Source organism: Ruegeria sp. AF1, from assembly GCF_056542125.1.
This window is the reverse complement of sequence record NZ_JBQFZG010000028.1, coordinates 1-23,527: the sequence shown is the minus strand read 5'-3', so window position 1 is coordinate 23,527 and position 23,527 is coordinate 1. Positions and strand designations below refer to the sequence as shown.

The following is a 23,527-nucleotide window of genomic DNA, read 5'->3' as shown; positions in this document are numbered from 1 at the left end:
ACCGAAATACTTGGTGATCGCTGCGGTCAGCGTCGTCTTGCCGTGGTCAACATGCCCAATCGTGCCGATGTTGACGTGCGGTTTTGTACGCTCAAACTTTTCCTTTGCCATTCCTCAGGCGCCCTTTTGCGATTTGGGGGACCCTTGGTCCCGGGTTACTATCTGCGCGCGCGAGATATTTGGTTCAAAGGGGAAAATCAAGCACATCCTGAGGGAAATGCGGTTATCCCGCCGGATTTTGCGTAACCTCGGTGGAATCGAGGGGCTGGATCAGGTCTGGCCGTTTTTCGAACCAGCCATTCTCTTCATGTTCTTCAGCCAGCCACTCTTCGACCCGGTCGGCTACTTTCAGTGACAGACCGGCCATCTGTTCGTTTTTGGTACGCTCGTGCCCCGACCCTTTCAGCGCACTGCCTCCGGTCGTGTCTTCCAGCACCTGGAACTGCTTTCCCTTTGCCAGAAACTTTTCTTTCTTCACGTCATAAACGTTGACCAGCACAATCGCAGTGCTTTTGGGATTGTAGATGATCGGGATTCCCGGGGGCGCCAGCATGTAGCCTTCCAGGCTGATTCCGATGTCATATTCCTGCGTACCTTCATAACGGCCCAGACGAATATCGACTGCATTCTGGATGGCCTTCGTCCATTCGTCGGGTGTTGCATCGCGGGATACTGGCCCTTGCACGGCCTTGTCAGCGAACGCGTAGTTGACCCGCAGCTTGAATTCACCCAGCGATTCAGGCGGTTCATAAACCTGCGTCTGCGTGCATGCGGCCATCAGGGCCAATCCGGTGATTAGGGTCAGAATGCGCAACATGTCTCTCTGTCTCGATAGGCCTGTTTTTATTGGGTGTAGCGCACCGATACGGGTTGTGCCAAGCCGTATCGGTGGATTTCTACCGCAACCGGGGTCGGATCACGAAAACTTATAGTCCCGCGGGAAGCCGTAAGGCGCTTTTTTCCCTACGCTGGCGCGCTTGGACAGCCATTGGGACATATCTGCCTCATGCCGGGTCTTGTCGCCTCCCATGGACCATTTCAGGCCCTCCTCCCAGTTGAAGGTGGTGATGTCAGACAGACCGCCGTCCAGCTCAAGCGTTCCCTGCCGCCCGCGTGCCATATTGTATTTTTGCAGGCGCACGCCCTTGCCGCGAGTCATTTCGGGCAATTCTTCTGTCGGGAAGACAAGGAACTTGCCGTTCTGGGACACGATTGCAACGTGGTCGCCCTCGACCGGTTTGCAGATCACTGCTGTTTCGTCGTCCTTGACGTTCAGCACCTGCTTGCCGTTTCGCGTCTGGGCCAGCACGTCATCTTCGGGCACCATGAACCCGTTGCCCGCATCCGAGGCCACCAGCAGCTTGCGCCCCGGTTTGTGGATCAGGATATCGATGATCCGTGCCTCGTTCGGCAAATCGACCATGAGGCGCAGGGGTTCGCCCATGCCCCGCCCGCCGGGCAGGTTGGCCGCGCTGACTGTATAGAACCGCCCGTTCGAAGCGAAGACCAGCAACCGATCGGTCGTTTCCGCATGGAAGATAAAGCGCGGCCCATCGCCATCCTTGAACTTCAATTCACGGGTCAGGTCGATATGACCGGTCATGGCGCGAATCCAACCCATCTGAGAGCAGACGACCGTGATCGGTTCGCGGTCGATCATCGCCTCAAGCGGCACTTCTTCGACCTCACCCGCTTCGGCGAACCGCGTGCGGCGCGCGCCGCCTTCGTAATCTTTGCCGAAGGTCTTTTTCGTCTCTTTCAACTGCTCGGAAATCTTGGCCCATTGCAGGCCTTCGTCGGCCAACAGGTCTTCGAGGTTGGCACGTTCCAGCATCAACTCATCGCGTTCTCGAACCAGCTCCATCTCTTCCAGACGGCGCAGGCTGCGCAGGCGCATGTTGAGGATCGCGTCAACCTGAACCTCGGACAACTCGCCCTCGCCCGGTTTGGGTGAGACATAGTCGGCCTCGCTGGTGGCGCGGATGTGGTCGATCCCCCAATCCTCGCGCATCAGCGCGGCTTTGGGGTCTTCGTCGTAGCGGATGATGTCTATCACACGGTCGAGGTTCAGGAAGGCAACGATAAAGCCCTCCAACACTTCCAGCCGGTGGTCGATCTTGGCCATGCGGTGGCGCGAGCGGCGCAGCAGCACCTCTTGTCGGTGATCTAGAAACGCGCGCAGCACTTCCTTCATCGAGCAGACCTTGGGCGTCACCCCGTCGATCAGCACGTTCATGTTCAGGCTGAACCGCACCTCAAGGTCCGAGTTGCGATAAAGCATGCCCATCAGCACCTCAGGGTCCACATTCTTGGAGCGCGGCTCGAGGATCAGACGGATGTCATCGGCGGATTCGTCCCGCACATCGGCAAGGATCGGGATTTTCTTGGTCTGGATCAGCTCGGCGATCTTCTCGATCAGCTTGGACTTTTGAACCTGATAAGGAATCTCGGTGACGATGATCTGCCACTGTCCGCGCCCCAAGTCCTCGACCTCGTACTTGCAGCGCAAACGGAACGAACCGCGCCCGGTGCGATAGGCTTGCGCGATATTCTCGGGCGGCTCGACAATCACGCCTCCGGTCGGGAAATCTGGGCCGGGCACGTAGTTCAGCAACGTGTCGTCGCGCGCCTCCGGTGTCTTGATCAGATGCAGACAGGCATCGCAGAGTTCCGAGATGTTGTGCGGCGGGATATTCGTCGCCATCCCCACCGCGATACCACTTGCGCCATTGGCCAGCAGGTTCGGGAACTGTGCAGGCAGCACGACCGGTTCGGTCAGGGTGCCGTCGTAATTGTCGCGGAAATCAACGGCGTCTTCGTTCAACCCTTCCAGCAGCGCCTCGGCCACGATGGTCATCCGCGCCTCGGTGTATCGCGAGGCCGCCGGGTTATCGCCGTCGATATTGCCGAAATTGCCCTGCCCGTCGACCAGCGGATAGCGGACGTTGAAATCCTGTGCCAGACGCGCCATCGCGTCATAGATCGCGGCGTCGCCATGCGGGTGATAGTTGCCCATCACGTCGCCGGAAATCTTGGCAGACTTCCGGAAACCTCCGGTTGCACTGAGTCGCAACTCTCTCATCGCATAGAGGATTCGGCGGTGAACCGGCTTCAACCCGTCCCGCGCATCGGGCAGCGCCCGGTGCATGATGGTGGACAGCGCATAGGTCAGATACCGCTCACCAATCGCGCGGCGCAGCGGTTCCGCCACCTCGCCCCCACCTGCAGGGGCCTCCATGTTGGGGTCATCGATCGTATCGTTCATATATGATGTGATACGACGCAAGTGCGCCCTGGTAAAGCGAGCAGCACATAAATTGCTGGGGAAAAGTCGTGCTTTTTGCAACAGGGGGAGACACCGTGTTGTTTTCCCCCATTTTTCGACTCGTCACCCAAAATATGCTAAGATCTCATCAATTGATTTGCTGCCATTTGTTGATGTTACGATTGCTTTGGGGGATGCGCCATGACGCGCCTGATACTTGTTACCTTTGCCGCGCTCGGCTGGACCTTTTATGTGATGAGCGGCGGCCCCGATTTTGAACCGCGCGGCGTACGCCCTGCCAAACCGGAACGCGTGGTTGTCGTGGCCGAACCGGTTGCCCCGGTCGTTGAACCTGCACCTGTCGAAGATTTGGTCACCCGGTCCGCCGTCAAACCCGCTCTGGCGGATCCACCTGTTGCCGAGGCGGTAACCCAGTTGGGCGAGACCGAAACAAAGGCCCTCCTCTCGCAGGTCGCGGCTGGCCTGAAAGCCAATCCCTCGCTCTTTAAAGACGAAAGCGTGACACTGACCCTGGCGTCACTGGAACAGGGTGTGACCGCACTGGAGCAGGTGGTCACCGACGCTGAGTTGCCCGTCGTCAAACTGCCCACGCCTGCCGAGGCCCAGACCGACATCCGCGAAATTTCGGGCACCCGGGTTAATCTGCGCGATGGCCCCGGCACGATCTATCCCATCATCGGCAAGGCCGCGCTTGGCCAACGGGTCGAGGTCCTGAGTGACTCCGGCACCGGCTGGCTGCGCCTGCGCGTGTTGCCCGCGCAACAGGTTGGGTGGATTTCAGCATCACTTGTCCGGAAAACATCAAACTGACGCCCGGACGTCATTGCCCTGCCGCAAACCCCACCCTAGCTTTTGGCGGGGTTCAACTTCGGAAGGCACATGCAGAAATCGATTCTTATTACGGGATGCTCGTCGGGCATTGGGCTGGACGCAGCACACGGAATGCGTGCACGAGGCTGGCGTGTATTTGCATCCTGCCGACAGCAGCGCGACTGTGATCGCCTGCGCGCGCAAGGGTTTGAAAGCCCCAGAATCGACTATACCGAACCCGACAGCATTTCCTCGGGATTGTCATATGTACTTGAGGCAACGGACGGAACACTGGACGCACTGTTCAACAACGGCGCGCACGGGCTGCCCGGTGCGGTTGAAGACGTCCCGACAGACGCTCTGCGTCATATCTTTGAAACCAATGTCTTTGGATGGCACGAACTGACCCGACAGGTTATTCCCGTCATGCGGGAACAGGGTCACGGCCGGATTGTGCAATGTTCCTCGGTACTGGGCCTTGTCGCCTTCCCCTGGCGCGGCGCATATGTCGCCACCAAATACGCCATCGAAGGACTGACCGACACCTTGCGGCTGGAGCTGCGGGATGCAAACATTCAGGTCGTGTTGATCGAGCCCGGCCCGATCACCTCAAAGCTCAGGGAAAAGGCAATCCCGGTGTTCGAAAAATACATCGACTGGGAGAACTCGGCCCTGCGGGAAAAATACGAAGGTTCGCTGCTGAAGCGACTATACGAAAACAGTGCGCCCGACCGGTTCGAACTGCCCGCCTCTGCTGTCACCGACAAGCTGGCCCATGCGGTCGAGGCGCGCCGCCCCAAACCACGCTACTATGTGACCACCCCGACATATATCGCAGGGGTTCTGCGCCGGATTCTGCCAACAAAAGCCACGGACCGCATCCTTTCGGATATCTGAGACGTTATTTCCCGTTCGCTTTTCGGTGCCTTGACGCTAGATGGGTGATAATCGAAAAAACCGGACGGTGACTTTAAATGGACCCTTTAATGGTCATTCTGCTTCTGGCCATGGCGGCGGTTGTCGTTGTGTTAGCCCTGGGCATCGCGAATTTCGGCAAAGGCGGCATGGAAGCAGCTAAGAAAAGCAACAAGATGATGCGCCTGCGCATCCTCTTTCAGTTCATCGCCGTAGTTTTAATCGTGCTTTACGTCTATCTACGCGGGCAAGGAGTGCAGTAATGGTTGTGCTGAACAAAATCTACACACGCACCGGCGACGATGGCAAAACCGCACTGGGAAATGGCGAGCGTGTGGCAAAGTATTCGGGACGCGTTGCCGCCTACGGAACAGTGGACGAGTTGAATTCTTTTGTTGGCGTGGCCCGCACCGAGGCTGAAGGCGAAGTCGATGCCGCCCTGTCGCGGATTCAGAACGACCTGTTTGATCTTGGCGCAGATTTCTGCCGCCCTGAAATGGAGAAGGATGCCGAAGCGGACTATCCACCGCTGCGAGTCGTATCCGCTCAGATCGACCGGCTGGAAGCCGAAATTGACATCATGAACGAAACATTGGAACCGCTGCGCAGCTTTATCCTGCCGGGGGGGTCGCGGCTGGCCGCGCATTTGCACGTGTGCCGCACCGTATCGCGTCGCGCCGAGCGATTGGCAGTCGAGTTGACAAATATGGAACCGGTTAACGATGTGGCCGTCAAATACCTCAACCGGCTAAGTGACTGGTTTTTCGTCGCGGCCCGTTGCGCAAACAACGATGGCAAGGACGACGTGCTGTGGGTTCCTGGCGCGAACCGCTGAATATTTCCCAGAAAATAGGCACAATGCGGGCAACAATCTTGCGTGCCTCAAGGTAAAAAACTGCAAAACGCGACGTCCCGACGCGACGACGTGACGATTTTGCTCTGTTTTGCGGGTGCAGCAGACGTTATCAAGTCCGACGAGAGCATTGGTGGAGTCGCCTTCGCGGCTTGCCGTTTTTTTGAGGAGAAAGCGCTACAATGAAGGTACTGGTACCTGTCAAACGCGTGATTGACTACAATGTGAAGGTCCGCGTGAAAGCGGACGGTAGCGGTGTTGATCTCGCCAATGTCAAAATGTCGATGAACCCGTTCGACGAGATTGCGGTTGAAGAGGCCATTCGCCTGAAAGAGGCTGGCAAGGCAGACGAAGTTGTTGCCGTTTCGATTGGTGTGAAGCAGGCGCAGGAGACGCTGCGGACCGCGCTGGCCATGGGGGCTGATCGCGCGATTCTGGTTGTTGCGACGGATGATGTGCACACCGATATCGAGCCGCTGGCGGTTGCCAAGATCCTGGCCAAAGTGGTCGAGGAAGAGCAGCCCGGCATCGTTCTGGCGGGCAAGCAGGCGATCGACAACGACATGAACGCCACCGGCCAGATGCTGTCGGCCCTGTTGGGCTGGTCGCAGGGCACCTTTGCCTCGGAACTGGATATCGAAGGCGACAGCGCCAAGATCACCCGCGAGGTGGATGGCGGGTTGCAGACCATCAGCGTCAAGATGCCGACCATCGTGACCGTTGACCTGCGCCTGAACGAGCCGCGTTATGCGTCGCTGCCCAACATCATGAAGGCGAAGAAAAAGCCGCTGGACGAGAAAACTGCCGCCGATTACGGCGTCGACGTCACGCCGCGCCTGGAAATCGTCAAGACCGAAGAACCGCCGGCACGGGCCGCAGGTATCATCGTTGGCTCGGTGGATGAGCTGGTTTCGAAACTCAAAGAAGCGGGGGCTGTGTAATGGCTGTACTTCTGCTTGCCGAAGTCAACAATGGCGAACTGGCGCTGGACGCCACCGCCAAGGCCGTCAACGCCGCCAGGGCGCTGGGTGACGTGACCGTTCTGGCCGCAGGTGGCTCGGCCGCCGCTGCCGGCGAGGCTGCCGCCAAGATCGACGGCGTGTCCAAGGTGCTGGTGGCCGAAGACGCGTCGCTGGGTCATCGCCTGGCGGAATCGACCGCCGCGCTGATCGTGGGTCTGGCCGATGGGTACGAGCATATCGTGGCCCCCGCGACCACCGACGCCAAGAACGTGATGCCGCGCGTCGCAGCCCTGCTGGACGTGATGGTGATCTCGGATGCCTCGGGCGTGGTTGACGGCTCGACGTTTGAGCGCCCGATCTATGCGGGCAATGCGATCCAGACCGTGAAGTCGAACGACGCCAAGAAGGTCGTCACCATCCGCACCGCGTCCTTCGATGCGGCGGGGACCGGCGGCTCGGCTGCGGTCGAGACCATCTCGGTCGGCGACAATCCCGGCCTGTCGTCGTGGGTCGAAGACAAGGTGGCTGCAAGCGACCGGCCAGAACTGACCTCGGCAGGCGTTGTTGTCTCGGGCGGCCGTGGTGTCGGCTCGCAAGACGACTTCAAGCTGATCGAAGCTCTGGCTGACAAGCTGGGTGCAGCGGTTGGCGCATCGCGCGCCGCTGTGGACTCGGGCTATGCCCCGAACGACTGGCAGGTGGGTCAGACCGGCAAGGTTGTTGCGCCTGATCTGTATGTCGCGGTCGGAATCTCGGGCGCAATCCAGCACCTTGCGGGCATGAAGGATTCAAAGGTCATCGTTGCGATCAACAAGGACGAAGAAGCACCGATCTTCCAGGTCGCCGACTTCGGACTGGTCGCCGACCTGTTCCAGGCGGTCCCGGAACTGACCGAAAAACTCGGCTGAACACAGCCCGGGATCTTAGCCCCACAATCACCAAAGGCCCGCCACCAAGCGGGCCTTTTTCAATTCAATCCCCTCAAAGCCGCCTCAAGCTTCAAGGCAATCACTCTATGCGCAGAGGGGCCGAGCATATGCTCGGCCACAGGCTGTTGCAGCGTCCCGAACAACACGTCCTCGATCTCGTCTGACAAGGAGGACACACTGACCGAGCATTCCACGACATCGGCACATAGCGGTCGAACCTGTTCGATCATGTCAGCGTCGGGCAGGACAAGGTCGCGATGCCGGTCTTCCTGTCGCTGTATATGCAGCCAGAGAAGAACAACCCCCGGCTTGATCCGGCGTATCAGCTCGGATGTGTTGCGCAACCAAGTCTCTCGCAACTCCTGTGCCACAACCTCAAAGCGCGCGTCCTTTATGACACGCAACCGTTCCAGCAAATGCCTGACAAAGTGGATTTCCGTGAAATCGACCTCGGGATAAAAGTCCAGCAGGTCGCACGAGGGTTCAAGAAACCGATCATTCCGACGCGGATGCACGCGATAAAACCTGTTCGACTGGTAAGGCACGTCCAGCACTTGCAGCACACAAAGGTCCGATCCGTTGACAAGATTTAAGACCCCCGGATCAGCAAGCAGTGCCTCAGCCCCGCAAAAAAGACTGCCAAAATTGATACAAGGCTGCGGCAATCTTTTTGCAAGCAATGCCGGGTACGGATATTTCACGAACCGGCCAAACGTCTCTTCTCCACCCAGACAGGCCACGTAAGGCGTCTCAAGATTTCCGGGCGGTGCCCGAAACCAAAGGTTTGATCCTGCATATTGGCACGCGGCCTCTGTGCTGTCGCTGACCCGATGAAAGCTCATACCAAGCCCCCCACATTTTCACCCAAATGCCAATTTGCGGCCTTAGGTATTGAGAATCTCCTAATGCGCGCATTTGAAGCAAAATTGACCGGTTCGATCCCCTTGCCGCCTGCCCCGGTCTGCCGATACTGTCCCGGTATCCTCCAGGGCAAAGGCAGCTGAACATGGAAGTTAAATCGGTCGGGGTGATTGGCGCGGGTCAGATGGGCAACGGCATTGCTCATGTTCTGGCTTTGGCGGAATACGATGTCTTGCTGAATGATGTCAGTCAGGATGCGTTAAACAGCGCAATGGCCACGATCGAAGGCAACATGGCGCGTCAGGCATCACGCGGCAAGATCACTGACGATGCGATGCAGGCGGCCCTGAAGCGTATTACAACCACCCTTGAATTGCCGCAGCTGGGACAGACCGATCTGGTGATCGAAGCTGCGACCGAGCGGGAAACGGTCAAACAGGCCATTTTCGAAGATCTGCAGCCACACCTCCTGCCGCATACGATCCTGACGTCGAATACGTCGTCCATTTCCATCACGCGTCTGGCCAGCCGTACCGACCGACCCGAACGTTTCATGGGTTTTCACTTCATGAACCCGGTTCCGATCATGCAATTGGTGGAACTGATCCGCGGTATCGCAACGGATGAGGAAACCTTCAAAGCCTGCAAAGCGGTGGTGGACCGGTTGGGCAAAACAGCTGCCAGCGCCGAAGATTTCCCGGCTTTCATCGTTAACCGCATCCTGATGCCGATGATCAACGAAGCCGTTTATACGCTGTATGAAGGTGTCGGAAGCGTCCAGTCTATCGACCAATCGATGAAGCTAGGCGCGAATCACCCTATGGGGCCGTTGGAGTTGGCGGACTTCATCGGGCTGGACACCTGTCTGGCCATCATGAACGTCTTGCATGATGGTCTGGCTGATACCAAGTATCGCCCCTGCCCACTTTTGACGAAATACGTTGAGGCCGGATGGCTGGGGCGCAAGACGCAGCGCGGTTTCTATGATTATCGCGGCGAGGTGCCGGTTCCGACACGTTAACAAAACCGCCCTTGCCAAGCACGGTGTCGGTCAGATGAAGACACGGATCAGGATTGGCCTGACTTGCCCAGCGACATTGTATGGTTTCTGAGCCATGTCATGAAACCACGCGGGTCACGCTCCAACTGTTCCATGTCCTGATCCGAGATCGGATCGCCGATGACTGGCGATTGCGGTTTTTTGCACGAGCGGACGATTTCATGCAGCAGCAAGCCTTGCCGCAGGATCGGCGACAGTTTGTTGGCGATCTGGTACCATCGCGAGTTGCTGCCGGGAAAGAAAATAGGCACCACGCGCGCGCCTGAACGGCGGATCATTTTTGCGGTGAACACATTCCACTCGCGCTCGACTGCGGGGCCAAACCAGTCATCCGATGACATGACGACACCGGACGGGAACAGCGCCACGACGCCGCCGTCCTTCAGATGGTCCATCGCCTTGCCACGCATTTCCAGCATCTTGGCCTGCGCCTCGGGGTCATGCGGAAATGGAACCGGGATCATGAAAGATGTCGCGGCCTCATCCAGACCCGTCAGGACCGAGCGGGTCAGAATGCGATAATCACTGCGGACCCGCCCGATCAACTCGGCCAGAATCATACCATCCACCATTCCGTGGGGGTGGTTGGCAACGACAACCACAGGGCCGGTTTTTGGAATACGGGCGATCTGCTCTAGCGGCGTGGTCAGGTCGATCCCCATCACCTCAAGCGCGCCACCCCAGAACCGCTGCCCACGATAAAATTCGTTCTTTTTCTCGAATTTGTTGACCATCCGCAGAATGGTCAGCTTGCCCGTGCACCATTCGATGGCGCGAATGGCCGTTGAAGTCCAGGCGTCATCGAACGAGTTTGCATAGGTCAGAGTTCTACGGTCGTAGATCTCGCCCTGATCTGCGGTCCCATCCACCACCGGGCTTGTCTTGGTCTCGTGCGTCGTTTCCGCCAATTCCTGGTCTTCCCGTTCTTCCTGTCCCGGCAAGGGCAGCTTAGAACCCCTCTCCGAACTTGTCGTTCACAAGCGCTTCCAGAGCTTCTGCCAATGCTTCAGCATCCGGCCCGGAGGTCTCGACGTCAATAGTTGTTCCGCGAGAGGCTGCCAACATCAAAAGGCCCATAATACTGTCACCTGACGCAGAAATTCCGTCCTTCGACACCTCGGCATGCGCGTCGAAACCTTCCACAACCTCGACCAGTTTTGCCGAGGCGCGGGCATGCAGACCTTTTTCATTGATAATTTTCAGGCTTCGGGTGGTCATATTCATCAATCCGGTTTTAGTCCAAAGTCACATTTTGCGCATTGATGTATTTCCGTCCAGCTTCCATTGCCTGGCGGACAGCATCACCAACGGGTAAGTGGCGGCTTTTGGCCAATTTAATGAGCATTGGCAGGTTTGCCCCATACAATATCCGCCGATCCTGAGGCGCACAGGCCCGCAGGCTGAGATTTGAAGGGCTGCCACCGAACAGGTCGGTTACAACGACAACACCGTCGCCCATATCCACTTCGTCAGCCGCACGACAGATTTCCGCCTGTTTTTCATCCCTATCGTGGTCGGGTTCGATCGCAATGGCCACAAGGCCGGGCTGCGGTCCGACCACATGCTGTGTGGCGGCCAGGTATTCCTGGGCCAAACCGCCATGCGCAACGATCACTACTCCGATCAATCCGACCTCACACTCAACGACCGACGTTCCATCTCGCGATGTCTAATTGCCACCTGCTGCCCGTCCTCTGCAAGGGCCTTTGCAACAGCTTCTGCCATTGCGACGGATCTGTGTTGCCCACCCGTGCATCCAAAAGCCACCGACAGATGTGCTTTTCCTTCGGCCCGAAAGGCCGGCAGCAACAAAGTAAGCAAATCCATAACACGTTCAAGAAAGGGTGCGTAATTCATATCCGATTGAACAAAGCGCGCAACGTCCGAGTGCCGCCCGTCCGCCGCCCGCAACTCGGGGCGCCAATACGGGTTTGCCAGAAACCGGCAATCAAAGACCATGTCCAGCCCGCGCGGAAGGCCCCGCTTGTACGAAAACGACTCGATTGAAACTGCCAGATGTCGCCCCCCTTGGGGCGCAAACCAGTTTTCAACTTCTTCCCGCAGCTGATGCACGTTCAGATGGCTTGTATCGATCAGGGTATCTGCAATCTCGCGTATGGGGGCCAGCAGCTCTTTTTCACGCTGAACGCCGGTCTCAGGGCTGGCATTCTTGGCAACGGGGTGCCGCCTGCGGGTTTCCGAAAACCGGCGCACCAACACGTCGTCGCTGCAATCCAGATACAGAACGGTCAAATCCACCCGCGCCATGCGACCCAGGCTTTCGGCCAGTTCGATAAACCCGATTGTCGAGAAATCGCGATTGCGGGCGTCAATGCCCAGCGCCATTGGGCGGTCGCTGTCCGCACTGTCCAGCAGGCGCAGCAACAGGCCCATCGGCAAGTTGTCGATAGCCTCAAAGCCCAGGTCTTCCAGGACATGAATGGCTGTGGATCTTCCGGCCCCTGATGGGCCTGTAACCAACACGATCCGCCGTTGCTCTGTCATTTGTTCGGCCATTCCGGGTGTACACGCCCATATTTCAGAAGCTGCATCAACGCTGCGGCCAAGTTGGGCACGCCTGCCCCGCGAAGCAAGGGAACAGTTTGCCCCAGCAGCACGATTGTCGCCTCGGCAGGCAACCTCTGCGGCTCGTTTTGATCCAGGTCCATAACATAGTCCAAAGGGACCGGTCCGAATGCATCCGCTTTGATCAAACCAATGTGACGGGCCTCGATCAAACCCTGTATCTGCGGCACGGCGGCGGCAATGACCTGATGGCCCCGCCTTGACAGTTCAACCCGATCATCCGCAACCAGCCCTGCCCCATAGGTCATCATCTGCAATGCCAATGCCGATTTTCCCGCGCCCGAGGCACCGACAATCAACAGCCCGCGCCCGGCCACTGTTATACATGAGGCATGAACACAAGCGCTGTCCCGGTCTTTGGCGTCTGACAGAGAACCTGCTTGCATGGTTTAAACGGGCAACCCCACCACAAAACGCGCGCCCAGCGGGTCTGACGTGATATCAGCCTCTGTCGGGCGGATATTCTCAGCCCAGATTACGCCGCCATGGGCTTCGACAATCTGTTTCGAGATGGCCAAACCGAGCCCCGAATTGTTGCCGAAATGCTCGGGTGGGCGTTGCGAATAGAATCGCTTGAACACTTTGGTCAAGGCCTGTTCCGGAATACCCGGCCCGGTGTCTTCGACCACGACAAGAACACGGTTGTCGCGCTGACGCACCCAGACCCTGATCGCGTCATTTTCTTCACAGAAGGAAATGGCATTGGTGATCAGATTGACGAAAACCTGCGCCAGCCGGGCCTCAAGCCCGTTGATGACAATCGGATCGGATGGCAGATCGGTGATATAGTCGATCCCCTTCGATCGCGCATCCTCACCCAGATATTGACCTAAATTGCCAATCAGTTTGAGCAGATCAAAGGGTTGCTCTTCTTCCTTGACCAGTTCCGCGTCAAGACGCGATGCGTTCGAGATGTCGCTGACCAGCCGGTCCAGACGCCGAACGTCATGCTCGATCACAGCCAGCAGCTTGTCGCGCTGATCTTCGCGCTTGACCATGCGAAATGTACCGACAGCGGATTGCAAGCTGGCCAGGGGGTTCTTGATTTCATGGGCGACATCAGCTGCGAACTGTTCGTTTGCGTCAATCCGATTATACAGAGCATTTACCATGCCCCGCAAAGCGCGGCTAAGGCGGCCGATTTCATCGGGACGGGCGCTAAGATCAGGGATGCGAATGCGCCCCGGATTGACCCCTGTGCCCCGGTCCTTACCCATTTCCGCCGCTGCGGCCAGATCTGCCAGCGGGTTGGCGATGGTCGAAGCCAGCACAAGGCTCAGACCCACCGAAACCAGCAAAGCCACCACGAACATTTGCAGGATGCGTTCCTGCTCGCGACGGGCCAATGCGTCAATCTCGCCTGCTGGGCCGGTGATGGCGACCGCTCCGGCCGGGGTATCTTCGTAGAGGATCGGCGCAGCGGCCACGATCACGGTCTCACCTGCGGCGTCCTGAACAGCCTGCACCTGACTTTGGCCTGCCAGCGCCTGCGGGATTATTCCCTGCACCCGTTGTGCCAGCGTCGGTGCCTCGACCTCGGTCGACCAGTTGAGAAGGTTCGACACACCGATCCACACCGCGTTCAGCGTGTCGCTGATTACTGTGCTGCCGGTTTGCAGCTCGGAATTGGTTTGCAGAAGAACCGGCATGGTCGACACTTGCGGGGCGCCGCGTGTCCAGCCAATCAGGGTGCCACTGGCGTCATAGACAAAGACTTCGCCGCCTTCGGGAAGTGTCAATCCAGACAGCGTATCTCTTACGTCGAGGTTCCCAGCATCCTGTGCGGTGTGTTGCGCACCCTGTCGCAGCTGGGTTTCAAAGACGTTGCTGACCAGCTGCGCATCGCCAAGCAGATTGCGCGCTGTTTGCTGAACCGTCTCTTTCCGCGAATCGTCCAGATACAGCAGCCCCGTAACCAGGATCACCAGCGCGATCAGGTTAAAGGTGATGATCTTGCGCGCCAAAGGCGAGCCTCGCAGAGAAAACAGGTTTCTCTGAGAACGTTTTTCCCTCAGTTCCGCTGACTCGGAATCGTCGGGAATGACCCAGTCATCCCCGAGTACGACGTCACCGTCACGTAGTTCGCTTGCTGCTTCGGTGTCGCGCACGAGAGCCCATTACCCCTTGCTGGCGTGGCGCCTATTCTTCGTTGTACCGGTAACCGATACCATAAAGGGTTTCGATCGCCGAAAACTCGGGATCAGCCGCGCGCATCTTCTTGCGCAGACGCTTGATGTGGCTGTCGATCGTACGGTCATCCACATAAACCTGATCATCATAGGCCACATCCATCAGTTGGTCGCGGCTTTTGACAAAACCCGGACGCTGGGCAAGTGCCTGAAGAAGCAGGAATTCGGTCACGGTCAGGGATACATCATTCCCTTTCCAGCTGACTGCATGGCGCAGCGGGTCCATCCGCAAGTCGCCGCGTTCCATAACCTTTGTGTCATTGCTATTGGCAGCGATCGCATCGCCGCTTGTTGCTTCTTGCCGGCGCAGCAGCGCGCGGATGCGCTCAACCAGCAACCGTTGCGAGAAGGGCTTTTTTACATAGTCATCCGCGCCCATGCGCAGACCCAGAACCTCGTCGATTTCATCATCTTTCGAGGTCAGAAAGATCACCGGCATCTGCGTTTTCTGACGCAGCCGCTGTAGCAGATCCATGCCATCCATACGCGGCATCTTTATATCGAGCACGGCCATGTCCGGCAGCTTTTTGTTGAACGCATCCAACGCGGCCTGGCCATCATTATAAGTTTCAACCTCGAAACCTTCGGCTTCGAGTGTCATGGATACAGACGTCAGAATGTTTCTATCGTCATCCACAAGTGCAATCTTTGACATCGGGCTCACCCCTATTCCTGCTCACTCGCGCAATAATTCGCTTATTTGTAAGGCATTGTTGGCGGTTTTAAGACGCCGAATCAATCCGTAACTGCGAATCGTGCCTTTGTTGCGGCAGGTCTGCGGCAAATTTGCCTTTATGCCCGCAAAAATATGCCCGGTTCTCGGTCATTGAATTTGTGATGGCGCTAAACCCGAGCTTGGTTGCGCTAACTGCGTCAAACCCGCCTGTTCATGTCCTGAACGACCATGATAAGACGCGCTCAGCCGCCGGTTTTCCCGGTACACTGCCCCAAAGGCGCCTCAGGGCCCAAAGCCCCGGCGCCGCCACAGGAGAAGACACACATGACATCTGGACGGGTTAACCCGCAATTCCGCCTCGAGGATCAGGGCATCGAGGGTCTGGGCAATGTCTATTATAACTTCATGGAACCGGCGCTGATCGAAGAAGCGTTGAAGCGCGGCGAAGGTACACTTGGAAATGGCGGTGCCTTTCTGGTCACCACTGGCAAGTTCACCGGTCGCTCGCCCAAGGACAAGCATGTCGTCAAAACCAGCAGCGTGGCCGACGCCATCTGGTGGGAAAACAATGCCGAGATGAGCTCCGAGGGATTTGACGCCCTCTACCAAGACATGCTGGCCCATATGAAAGGCCGCGACTATTTCGTGCAGGACCTCGTCGGTGGTGCCGACCCGACCTACGCGATTAACGTGCGCATGGTGACTGAGCTTGCCTGGCACAACCTGTTCATCCGCCACCTGTTGCGCCGTCCCGACCGCGAAGATCTGGATGATTTCACGGCTGACTTCACCATCATCAACTGCCCCAGCTTCAAGGCTGACCCGGCCAAGCATAACTGCCGCAGCGAAACAGTGATCGCATTGAACTTCGACCGCAAGCTGATCCTGATCGGCGGCACCGAATATGCGGGCGAGAACAAAAAATCCGTATTCACCCTACTGAACTACATGCTGCCAGAAAAAGGCGTGATGCCGATGCACTGCTCGGCCAATCATGCAGTCGGCAACGCGGTCGACACCGCCGTTTTCTTTGGCTTGTCCGGCACTGGCAAGACAACCCTGTCCGCCGATCCTTCGCGCACGCTGATCGGAGATGACGAGCACGGCTGGTCGGATCGGGGCACCTTCAACTTCGAAGGCGGCTGCTATGCCAAGACCATAAACCTGAACGCCGAGGCCGAACCGGAGATTTACGCGACCACCTCGAAATTCGGCACCGTGATCGAAAACATGGTCTTTGACCCAGAGACAAAGGAACTGGATTTCGACGACGACTCGCTGACCGCGAACATGCGTTGCGCCTATCCGCTTGAATATATCTCGAACGCCTCGAAAAGCGCGCTGGGTGGTCATCCGAAGAACATCATCATGCTGACCTGCGATGCCTTTGGTGTACTGCCGCCGATCGCGCGGCTGACGCCTGCACAGGCAATGTATCACTTCCTGTCGGGCTTCACTTCAAAGGTGGCCGGGACCGAGCGTGGCGTAACCGAACCGCAACCCACCTTCTCAACCTGCTTCGGCGCACCGTTCATGCCGCGCCGCCCGGAAGTCTACGGCAACCTGCTGCGTGACAAGATCGCCCAGCACGGCGCGACCTGCTGGCTGGTCAACACAGGCTGGACCGGTGGCGCCTATGGTGTCGGCAGCCGGATGCCGATCAAGGCCACCCGTGCCCTGCTGACCGCAGCGCTGGATGGTTCGCTGCGCGACGCCGAGTTCCGCAAGGACGCCAATTTCGGCTTTGACGTTCCCGTCTCTGTCCCGGGCGTCCCCGAAGTTCTGCTTGACCCGCGTCGGACCTGGGATGATCAGGCCGCTTTCGACAAGCAGGCCGAGAAACTGGTGCAGATGTTTGCCGAGAACTTCGAGCAGTATCTGCCATTCATTGATGACGACATCAAAGCCGTCGCAATCGGATAAACGAAAAAAGGGGCCGCTGGGCCCCTTTCTTTTTGCCGATCCGCAGCTCCTTTAGCCGCCCACTAAATACTCATCTTATAGTTGTATGTCATTAAATGCACATACAAGTGCGTTGTTTCAAAGTGCGATCTGCGCTAGGCATATTTACTGTTGAGACGAAAAAGCCCGGCACATTCGCGCCGGGCACTGACTGAAAGGACTTTGTGGAAGCTCATATGCGCACACTCACAACGCTGAATTGAGCAACCTAATCAGGCTTCTAGTCTAAGTAAACGGGGATGAGTGTCAACATGGGACTGGCTGATTGGTATTGCGATCAGCGTGGTTCAAATGGTCGCGGACAGGCCACAGTTGGCACAGAAAACTACAGGTAACACCATGACGGAAATCTCGAAACTCACCGAACTACGCAAACTGATGCAAAGCATGGAGCGGACGCTTGGGCTGGAAAAACTATCTCCGGTTGAGCGCGACATCTACTACGCCGCGGAAGAGCTTTCAAAATCCACTCAAGAAGTGCGTACGTTCGGTTTGATCGAGCATACTTTGGTTCAAAGCATTTCGCGCCCAACTTTTTTCCGCGCGCTGAAATCGCTGGTTGAAAAAGGCTATCTTTCGCAAAGCGGCAGCGCCAATCGCGGGCGGTACATCGTTCATGCCCCCAGATGATGCGCCCCGTGCGCGCACGATGCGGTAATTGCGATGCGCGGCTGGGCGACTGACACCCTTGCGGCTTCACTGGCTTACGTGCTTGCGTCGATACTGACCTTCGCTGTGCTGATGCCAATGCAGAACGTGTTTTTTCCGGAATACCCAAGCCGGGCGAGCCTGCTGTTTTTGCCGCATGGCGTCCGGGTTCTGTCGGCCTGGCTGCTGGGGTGGCGCGCAGTATTTGCATTGCTGCCGGGTGTGTTCATCGTCTTTGCCTATCTGGCGGGAACGGATGTTTTCCTGCCCACCCGCCTGCTGGCAATTGCTGTCGCGGTCCTGACGGTTCCTGCGGTTTTCTATCTGCTGAAGGCTGTCGGATGGGACCTGTTCCCCAACCCGAACCGCAAACCCTGCTGGGTTTGCGTTATGGGCGTGGGCATAGCCACATCTTTTCTGGTCTCTGGCCTGACCAATCTGGTCTTTGGCAGTGCAACGGTTGAGTACATCGCGTTCCTGATCGGCGACATTTCGGGCCTGTTCTTTCTGATGCTTGGTCTGTATTTCGCGTTCCGGTTTGCAGACAGGCGACCGGACTAGAGCTTCAGCCCATCAGGCCACGCCGCAGTAGGTTCAAGCCCGCCAACAGCAAAACGAACAGCGTGGCCTTGCGAAAGCTGGCCTGATCGATACGATCCTGCAGTTTCAATCCGACCCACATCCCTAGCATGGCAGGAACGATCAGGATTACTGAAAACGGAACCGTTTGCACGCGCAGAAAACCGGACCAGACATGCGCGGCCAGCAGCATGACCGCCCCCAATCCATAGATGACACCCTGAATTCGGATCTGCTCTTTCTTCGGGGTATTCAAGGCCGTCAGATATGCAACTGTGGGGGGACCCCAAATGCCCGACATGCCACCCACGAACCCGGCGACACCGCCAACAACGGCCTCAACACCGGTTGATGGATGATTTAGCACCAGCCTGACGCCCAGAACCTGCACAAGGGCGAAGAAGGACACGAACGCGCCGATCAGCAGCAGGAAGACCGAGCCGGGCACCAGCGTGACCAGCTGTGCGCTCAGCACCAGAAAAATACCGCCAACCACCAGGAACACCCGAAACCGGCGAATAGAGCTGAGTGCGGCGCTGGCGCCCCCGCGAAAAGCCTGAACGCCATTGGTGACAAGGGTCGGCAGGATCAGCCCCGCCAAGGTCAGATCCGGCGGCAGAAACGAATTCAGGCCAGATACAAACACCATGGGCATGGCAAATCCAACCATGCCCTTGACCCACCCGGCGGCAAAGGCAACGGCGATGGCAAGTAACAGCTCTTGCGGCGACAGAAGGGAAAACAGGTCCATGCCCTCTAGATATCATCTGGATTTTCTTCTGCATTGCAAAAATGTTCAGGTAATTTTTGAACTTTTTAACGGCATAATTAGTATTTTTGTTGCGCTGCACGTGCAGCATGATATGACCAGACGACCGAGGAAAGGACGCGATTCATGGCCCATGACGGACAGGATATGACCCAAATGACAACTGATGCAGTATTGCCCGATCTTCTGGATTTGACGCGAGCCGCCGTGCCTGCTGTGGACGCCGTTTTTGAAAAAGCCCGCGCATCCGTGCGTGGCATGGTGACCGCTGAAGGCCGGGTCTCTGGCGCATTGATCGAAGCAAATCAGACCGCTGCGCATGGTCTGGCCTGGCTGGCGACATATTCGCAGTCGCTGCAACAGATGCAGCGCTGGGCAGAAGCGCTGCAAGCCGATGGCAAATTTGGTGAGATCGAGCAGTTGCTGCACCAGATCGCGTTTGGCGAATATCTGCACCAGGTGGCGGGCGGTATTCCGATGAACCAGGGCGAGGTGGTGCGTCTTCAGGATATGGGCCTTGGCTGGGACGCGCTGTCGGGCTTTCAGTCAACCGAAGTGCAGACCCTGATGGCGCGGGCCAATTCTCAGGCTGCGCGCAGCCGTCTGGTTGCGCTGATGCAGGATCAGGCCGGAGCTACGATGTTCGGCGCGTCCGGTCTGGATGAAGAGCTTGAGATGATCCGGGACCAGTTCCGCCGCTACGCGCAGGAAAAGGTCGAACCAAACGCGCATGACTGGCACCTGAAGGATGAACTGATTCCGCTGGAAATCATTGAAGAACTGGCGGAAATGGGTGTTTTCGGCCTGACCATCCCTGAGGAGTTCGGTGGGTTCGGTCTGTCCAAAGCATCAATGTGCGTGGTGTCCGAGGAACTGTCGCGCGGCTATATCGGCGTTGGTTCGCTGGGTACCCGATCCGAGATTGCGGCCGAGTTGATCATCGCAGGCGGCACCGACGCGCAAAAGGCACAGTGGCTGCCAAAGATTGCCAGTGCCGAGATCCTGCCGACTGCCGTTTTCACGGAACCTAACACCGGTTCAGACCTTGGCAGCCTGCGCACGCGCGCGGTCAAGGACGCGAATGGCGATTACAAGATAACCGGCAACAAGACCTGGATCACCCACGCCGCGCGAACCCATGTGATGACCCTGCTGGCGCGGACAAACCCCGACAGCACCGACCACCGCGGCCTGTCCATGTTCCTGGCGGAAAAGACACCGGGCACTGACGAGAATCCCTTTCCCACCCCCGGCATGACCGGTGGCGAGATCGAGGTTCTGGGCTATCGCGGCATGAAGGAATACGAGCTGGGTTTTGACGGCTTCCATGTCAAGGGTGAGAACCTGCTGGGCGGAGAAGAAGGTAAAGGTTTCAAGCAGTTGATGGAAACCTTCGAAAGTGCGCGCATCCAGACCGCCGCCCGCGCCATCGGCGTGGCACAGTGTGCGCTGGACATCGCCATGCAATATGCGATCGACCGCAAGCAGTTCGGAAAATCCCTGATCAATTTCCCGCGCGTGGCCGGCAAGCTGGCGATGATGGCGGTCGAGATCATGATCGCGCGTCAGCTGACCTATTTCAGCGCATGGGAAAAAGATCACGGCCAACGCTGTGACCTTGAGGCCGGTATGGCCAAGCTGCTTGGTGCGCGTGTGGCCTGGGCTGCGGCGGACAACGGGTTGCAGATTCATGGCGGCAACGGCTTTGCGCTGGAATACAAGATCAGCCGCGTTCTGTGTGACGCGCGTATCCTTAACATTTTCGAAGGGGCTGCTGAAATTCAGGCACAGGTCATCGCACGACGTCTGCTCGGGTGACCCATTCCGGCAGTCCTGTTTCCCCGACTGGCCCGGCGCTTGCGCCGGGTCTTTTTCCTGTTTTGTACAATCTGTACGCGGTCCGAACCATGCAGAGTACGTTTTGTACAAAGCAAACCATCGCCCCTCGTGGCCCGCGTGACGGTCACAAATGACCCACGTGTTTCAAAACTTCCCCCTTTGATCCCGCCCCTTTCACCGGTAGAGCATCAGCCGAACACGAGACGTCGCAATTAACTTTTGGGATAACGCATGACCCGACCTTTCCTTGCTATGTGTGCTGTTCTTGCGGCTCTTGCTCTGGCGGCTTGCACCACCTCGCAGCCGACGGTGAGCCGGAGTGATGTGGACGCGCTGGCGCAATCGATCCGGGGGCTTGGGGCGGATGTCGATCCGGCCGAGGCACAGCAAGCGGCCACGATTGCCTATGCCTATTCGCAGCAGCTGAAGCAGGACTGGAATGTCACCGACCCGGCGATCATCCACAACGCCAAGATCATCAACGGGTTCCGCGAAAAGGGCCTGTGTAATGACTGGGCCGAAGCGATGACCAAACGCCTGCGGCAGGAGAATTTCCGGACGCTGGATCTGCACTGGGCCACGTCGCCGCCGACCCCGTTTCGCATCATCCACCATTCGGCATCGATCAGCGCCAAGGGGGACACGATGTATGATGGCATTATCCTGGACCCCTGGCGCAACAGCGGTGCCTTGTTCTGGGCGCCGGTGCGCGAGGATACACGATACAACTGGGCACCCCGGCTGGAAGTGCGCGAGCGGCTTCTGAACGGGTCTTTGCCCTACTGACCCGGTTTCGCCGATAGGGCTGATACGCTAGAACCCTGCCATGACACGCCTGATCCTGACCCTGCCTTTGATGGCCCTGTTTCAATGCGACAGGGATGAATCCGTTGCCGCCTATGGCGCGGCAGACCGGACATGGGCGTTGCAGGAGATCGACGGACAGCCCTTTGCCGCCAGCGCCCTGCTGCGGTTCCCAGAAGAGGGCAGGATCACCGGAAATGCCCCCTGCAACAGCTATGACGGCACGCTGAACGCGCCCTACCCGTGGTTCGAAATTCAGGACCTGAGAGCAACGCGGGCCGCCTGCGCCGGGCTTGAGGCCGAAGGGGTCTATTTCGCCGCCCTTTTGGCCATGACCCAATCCGAAGTGTCGGGCGATGTGCTGATCCTGCGTAATGAGGACGGGCACGAGATGGTGTTCACAGCCGCCGAGTGACCTGATCCAAAAACCGCGCGCGCGCCTCGGGCAAAGGGTTATGCCCCAGCGCGGGGGCGACGCGGTGGTTCAGGAAATATCCTGTTGTGCGCAAAGCCTGCGCAATCTCGGCATCCGGCGCGGTGCCTTCACCCCGCAGACAGGGCGGCAGCGGCAACATCTTGTCTGCCCATTCCCCGGCCCCTTTGGCACTGACGGCGCGCCCGGTCTTGGGCGACACATAAACCAGCCCCTCGGTCGTGCCGGTCGCGGCGCAGGCGGTCAGGTCAAGGCCGAAGCCAAGCTCGTCCAGCAGCGCCAGCTCCCATCGCAGGTAGGCCAGCGGCCATATCTCATCCTGTCCCAACAGGTCCATCAACCGCTCGGTCCGGGTATAGAGCGCCGGGTGCGCCTCCCGTTCGGGCAGGCAGAAGGACAAAAGCGACACGACGGCGTTCAGCCCGGACAGGGCCAGCCGCCCGGAAAACGCCGCCGCCGCGCGCGAGCGCAGGGGTTCGACCTGAAAGGTGCCGATATGTTCCTCCAGCCGCGCACGCCACAGCACATCCAGCTGCGCGCCGGGTTGCAGGATCGGTGCGATCTTGCGGCTGGTCCCGCCCCGCACCACACCGGCATGACGCCCGTGGGATTCGGTAAAGACCTCGATAATCGCTGAGGTTTCGCCGTGGCGGCGAGAGGTCAGTAGGATGCCGTGATCGCGCCAGTCCAATTCGGGGTCCTGTCGGTGAATGAGTTGTGGTGTTCCCAGAAAATCGTGAAGGGGTCCGTTCTGCAATGGTTTTACACATCAAACGCGGAAAGATACGTGAATCGCCTGGTCCGACGGGAGGGGGCTAGGCATCTATGCGGACAAACCTTCCTGTCAAACCAACTTACAAAAGATTGCTCGTCTTTCCTGGTGAAATGTGTTTTTTGAACCTGTATCTGCAAGGTTGGAAGCAATGGATATTGAAACGGTTTACGCAGAAACTAAAGCGGTATTCCAAATTTTGCTGAATTCCAGTTTTTTGAACAGTTGCGATAACTTCAGGGAAAAGCTCGTTGCACTATCGGCTGTTACGTCTGATTTTTTCTTTGTTTGCGAACTTCTCTATGAAAATCAAAGGCTGGCAGGTTCACAGAAATACTCCTTTCAGCATTGTGTTATGTCGCATGCGATTATCGTTGCGATGCACTTATCGGAAACCCTTACACTCGACGAATTGGACAAGCATGCTGTCCTGGCCAGATACGCTGAAGACTGGGAATCTTCCCAAAATCAATAGGTAACTTTGGGCCTATTTTGTTGAAAAACTCGGGCTTGATCGGTTGGTAAGTTGCTGATTCAATTCTTCCTAAAGGGAGGGATCAGCCATGATGGGATCGAGACAGGAAGCGCAAGCGT

The 23,527-nt window shown here is 57.8% G+C and carries 27 protein-coding genes; 14 read left to right on the top strand and 13 right to left on the bottom strand.

Annotated elements, in window-relative coordinates:
- From ACR0BK_RS19895 to ACR0BK_RS19885, 3 genes are all read right to left on the bottom strand, one after another.
- Positions 1-111 (bottom strand): GTP-binding protein (locus ACR0BK_RS19895; protein ID WP_170744588.1); only part of this gene is annotated, 111 nt, incomplete at its 3' end.
- A 112-nt stretch (positions 112-223) separates the two neighbouring features.
- Positions 224-817 (bottom strand): hypothetical protein, encoded by a 594-nt coding sequence (locus tag ACR0BK_RS19890; RefSeq protein WP_480473846.1) that lies wholly within the window; start codon positions 815-817, stop codon positions 224-226.
- Between the two features lie 99 nt (positions 818-916).
- The gene (locus tag ACR0BK_RS19885; RefSeq protein ID WP_480556012.1) at positions 917-3,265 is read right to left on the bottom strand and encodes a DNA topoisomerase IV subunit A; all 2,349 of its coding nucleotides are present in this window, start codon (positions 3,263-3,265) and stop codon (positions 917-919) included.
- 201 nt (positions 3,266-3,466) lie between these two features.
- On the opposite strand from ACR0BK_RS19885, the gene ACR0BK_RS19880 reads away from it, so the two are divergent.
- From ACR0BK_RS19880 to ACR0BK_RS19855, 6 genes are all read left to right on the top strand, one after another.
- Positions 3,467-4,096, top strand: a complete 630-nt coding sequence (locus tag ACR0BK_RS19880; protein WP_480556011.1) for an SH3 domain-containing protein — start codon at positions 3,467-3,469, stop codon at positions 4,094-4,096.
- Positions 4,097-4,165: 69 nt separating this feature from the next.
- The gene (locus ACR0BK_RS19875) at positions 4,166-4,993 is read left to right on the top strand and encodes an SDR family NAD(P)-dependent oxidoreductase (RefSeq protein WP_480556010.1); all 828 of its coding nucleotides are present in this window, start codon (positions 4,166-4,168) and stop codon (positions 4,991-4,993) included.
- Between the two features lie 77 nt (positions 4,994-5,070).
- On the top strand, positions 5,071-5,274 hold the full coding sequence (locus tag ACR0BK_RS19870) for a twin transmembrane helix small protein (RefSeq protein ID WP_480519502.1): 204 nt from the start codon (positions 5,071-5,073) through the stop codon (positions 5,272-5,274).
- A complete protein-coding gene (locus ACR0BK_RS19865) occupies positions 5,274-5,846 on the top strand; it encodes a cob(I)yrinic acid a,c-diamide adenosyltransferase (RefSeq protein ID WP_480556009.1) in 573 nt (190 codons plus the stop codon). Before ACR0BK_RS19870 ends, ACR0BK_RS19865 begins: the two co-directional genes overlap by 1 nt.
- A gap of 200 nt (positions 5,847-6,046) precedes the next feature.
- Positions 6,047-6,805 (top strand): electron transfer flavoprotein subunit beta/FixA family protein, encoded by a 759-nt coding sequence (locus ACR0BK_RS19860; protein ID WP_267364208.1) that lies wholly within the window; start codon positions 6,047-6,049, stop codon positions 6,803-6,805.
- Positions 6,805-7,734: an electron transfer flavoprotein subunit alpha/FixB family protein gene (locus tag ACR0BK_RS19855; RefSeq protein WP_480556008.1), complete on the top strand. Its 930-nt coding sequence runs from the start codon at positions 6,805-6,807 to the stop codon at positions 7,732-7,734. The genes ACR0BK_RS19860 and ACR0BK_RS19855 overlap by 1 nt, the downstream gene beginning before the upstream one ends.
- 59 nt (positions 7,735-7,793) lie before the next feature.
- Here ACR0BK_RS19855 and ACR0BK_RS19850 read toward each other — a convergent pair whose 3' ends face one another.
- A complete protein-coding gene (locus ACR0BK_RS19850) occupies positions 7,794-8,597 on the bottom strand; it encodes a DUF6473 family protein (protein WP_480556007.1) in 804 nt (267 codons plus the stop codon).
- Between the two features lie 164 nt (positions 8,598-8,761).
- On the opposite strand from ACR0BK_RS19850, the gene ACR0BK_RS19845 reads away from it, so the two are divergent.
- Positions 8,762-9,637, top strand: a complete 876-nt coding sequence (locus ACR0BK_RS19845; RefSeq protein ID WP_209506328.1) for a 3-hydroxybutyryl-CoA dehydrogenase — start codon at positions 8,762-8,764, stop codon at positions 9,635-9,637.
- Between the two features lie 47 nt (positions 9,638-9,684).
- On the opposite strand, the gene ACR0BK_RS19840 is transcribed toward ACR0BK_RS19845, so the two are convergent.
- Genes ACR0BK_RS19840 through ACR0BK_RS19810 form a run of 7 tightly spaced genes read right to left on the bottom strand, consistent with a single transcriptional unit; the run spans position 9,685 to position 15,106 of the window.
- On the bottom strand, positions 9,685-10,584 hold the full coding sequence (locus tag ACR0BK_RS19840; RefSeq protein ID WP_480473853.1) for a lysophospholipid acyltransferase family protein: 900 nt from the start codon (positions 10,582-10,584) through the stop codon (positions 9,685-9,687).
- A 40-nt stretch (positions 10,585-10,624) separates the two neighbouring features.
- Positions 10,625-10,894 (bottom strand): HPr family phosphocarrier protein, encoded by a 270-nt coding sequence (locus ACR0BK_RS19835; protein ID WP_209506323.1) that lies wholly within the window; start codon positions 10,892-10,894, stop codon positions 10,625-10,627.
- Positions 10,895-10,910: 16 nt separating this feature from the next.
- On the bottom strand, positions 10,911-11,303 hold the full coding sequence (locus ACR0BK_RS19830) for a PTS sugar transporter subunit IIA (protein ID WP_480556006.1): 393 nt from the start codon (positions 11,301-11,303) through the stop codon (positions 10,911-10,913).
- Entirely contained in the window at positions 11,300-12,181 is an 882-nt protein-coding gene (gene rapZ / locus ACR0BK_RS19825; RefSeq protein ID WP_480473854.1) for an RNase adapter RapZ, read from the bottom strand. Before rapZ ends, ACR0BK_RS19830 begins: the two co-directional genes overlap by 4 nt.
- The gene (locus ACR0BK_RS19820; RefSeq protein WP_480473855.1) at positions 12,178-12,648 is read right to left on the bottom strand and encodes an HPr kinase/phosphorylase; all 471 of its coding nucleotides are present in this window, start codon (positions 12,646-12,648) and stop codon (positions 12,178-12,180) included. Before ACR0BK_RS19820 ends, rapZ begins: the two co-directional genes overlap by 4 nt.
- Positions 12,649-12,651: 3 nt before the next feature.
- On the bottom strand, positions 12,652-14,370 hold the full coding sequence (locus ACR0BK_RS19815) for an ATP-binding protein (protein ID WP_480556005.1): 1,719 nt from the start codon (positions 14,368-14,370) through the stop codon (positions 12,652-12,654).
- Positions 14,371-14,401: 31 nt separating this feature from the next.
- Positions 14,402-15,106: a response regulator transcription factor gene (locus ACR0BK_RS19810; RefSeq protein ID WP_267364197.1), complete on the bottom strand. Its 705-nt coding sequence runs from the start codon at positions 15,104-15,106 to the stop codon at positions 14,402-14,404.
- A gap of 345 nt (positions 15,107-15,451) precedes the next feature.
- On the opposite strand from ACR0BK_RS19810, the gene ACR0BK_RS19805 reads away from it, so the two are divergent.
- From ACR0BK_RS19805 to ACR0BK_RS19795, 3 genes are all read left to right on the top strand, one after another.
- Positions 15,452-17,050, top strand: coding sequence for a phosphoenolpyruvate carboxykinase (locus ACR0BK_RS19805; protein WP_480556004.1), 1,599 nt, complete (start codon positions 15,452-15,454; stop codon positions 17,048-17,050).
- Between the two features lie 378 nt (positions 17,051-17,428).
- Positions 17,429-17,719, top strand: a complete 291-nt coding sequence (locus ACR0BK_RS19800; RefSeq protein WP_209506363.1) for a hypothetical protein — start codon at positions 17,429-17,431, stop codon at positions 17,717-17,719.
- A 33-nt stretch (positions 17,720-17,752) separates the two neighbouring features.
- The gene (locus ACR0BK_RS19795) at positions 17,753-18,298 is read left to right on the top strand and encodes a hypothetical protein (RefSeq protein ID WP_480556003.1); all 546 of its coding nucleotides are present in this window, start codon (positions 17,753-17,755) and stop codon (positions 18,296-18,298) included.
- 4 nt (positions 18,299-18,302) lie between these two features.
- Here the strand turns inward: ACR0BK_RS19795 and ACR0BK_RS19790 are convergent, their stop codons facing one another.
- Positions 18,303-19,067 carry a sulfite exporter TauE/SafE family protein gene (locus ACR0BK_RS19790; protein WP_480507412.1) on the bottom strand — a complete coding sequence of 255 codons (765 nt, stop codon included), beginning with the start codon at positions 19,065-19,067 and terminating at the stop codon, positions 18,303-18,305.
- Positions 19,068-19,211: 144 nt separating this feature from the next.
- Here ACR0BK_RS19790 and ACR0BK_RS19785 point away from each other — a divergent pair, with 144 nt between their 5' ends.
- The 3 genes from ACR0BK_RS19785 (at position 19,212) to ACR0BK_RS19775 (ending at position 22,143) form a co-directional block, all read left to right on the top strand.
- On the top strand, positions 19,212-20,903 hold the full coding sequence (locus ACR0BK_RS19785; RefSeq protein ID WP_480519489.1) for an acyl-CoA dehydrogenase family protein: 1,692 nt from the start codon (positions 19,212-19,214) through the stop codon (positions 20,901-20,903).
- Positions 20,904-21,155: 252 nt separating this feature from the next.
- On the top strand, positions 21,156-21,710 hold the full coding sequence (locus ACR0BK_RS19780) for a hypothetical protein (protein WP_480556002.1): 555 nt from the start codon (positions 21,156-21,158) through the stop codon (positions 21,708-21,710).
- Positions 21,711-21,750: 40 nt separating this feature from the next.
- Complete coding sequence (locus ACR0BK_RS19775; RefSeq protein WP_480507408.1) at positions 21,751-22,143, top strand: META domain-containing protein; 393 nt, start codon at positions 21,751-21,753, stop codon at positions 22,141-22,143.
- Here ACR0BK_RS19775 and recO read toward each other — a convergent pair.
- On the bottom strand, positions 22,127-22,852 hold the full coding sequence (gene recO / locus ACR0BK_RS19770) for a DNA repair protein RecO (protein ID WP_480556013.1): 726 nt from the start codon (positions 22,850-22,852) through the stop codon (positions 22,127-22,129). The two genes, ACR0BK_RS19775 and recO, sit on opposite strands and share 17 nt — an antisense overlap.
- A 232-nt stretch (positions 22,853-23,084) precedes the next feature.
- Here recO and ACR0BK_RS19765 point away from each other — a divergent pair, with 232 nt between their 5' ends.
- The gene (locus ACR0BK_RS19765; protein WP_480519483.1) at positions 23,085-23,408 is read left to right on the top strand and encodes a hypothetical protein; all 324 of its coding nucleotides are present in this window, start codon (positions 23,085-23,087) and stop codon (positions 23,406-23,408) included.
- Positions 23,409-23,527 lie beyond the last annotated feature (119 nt).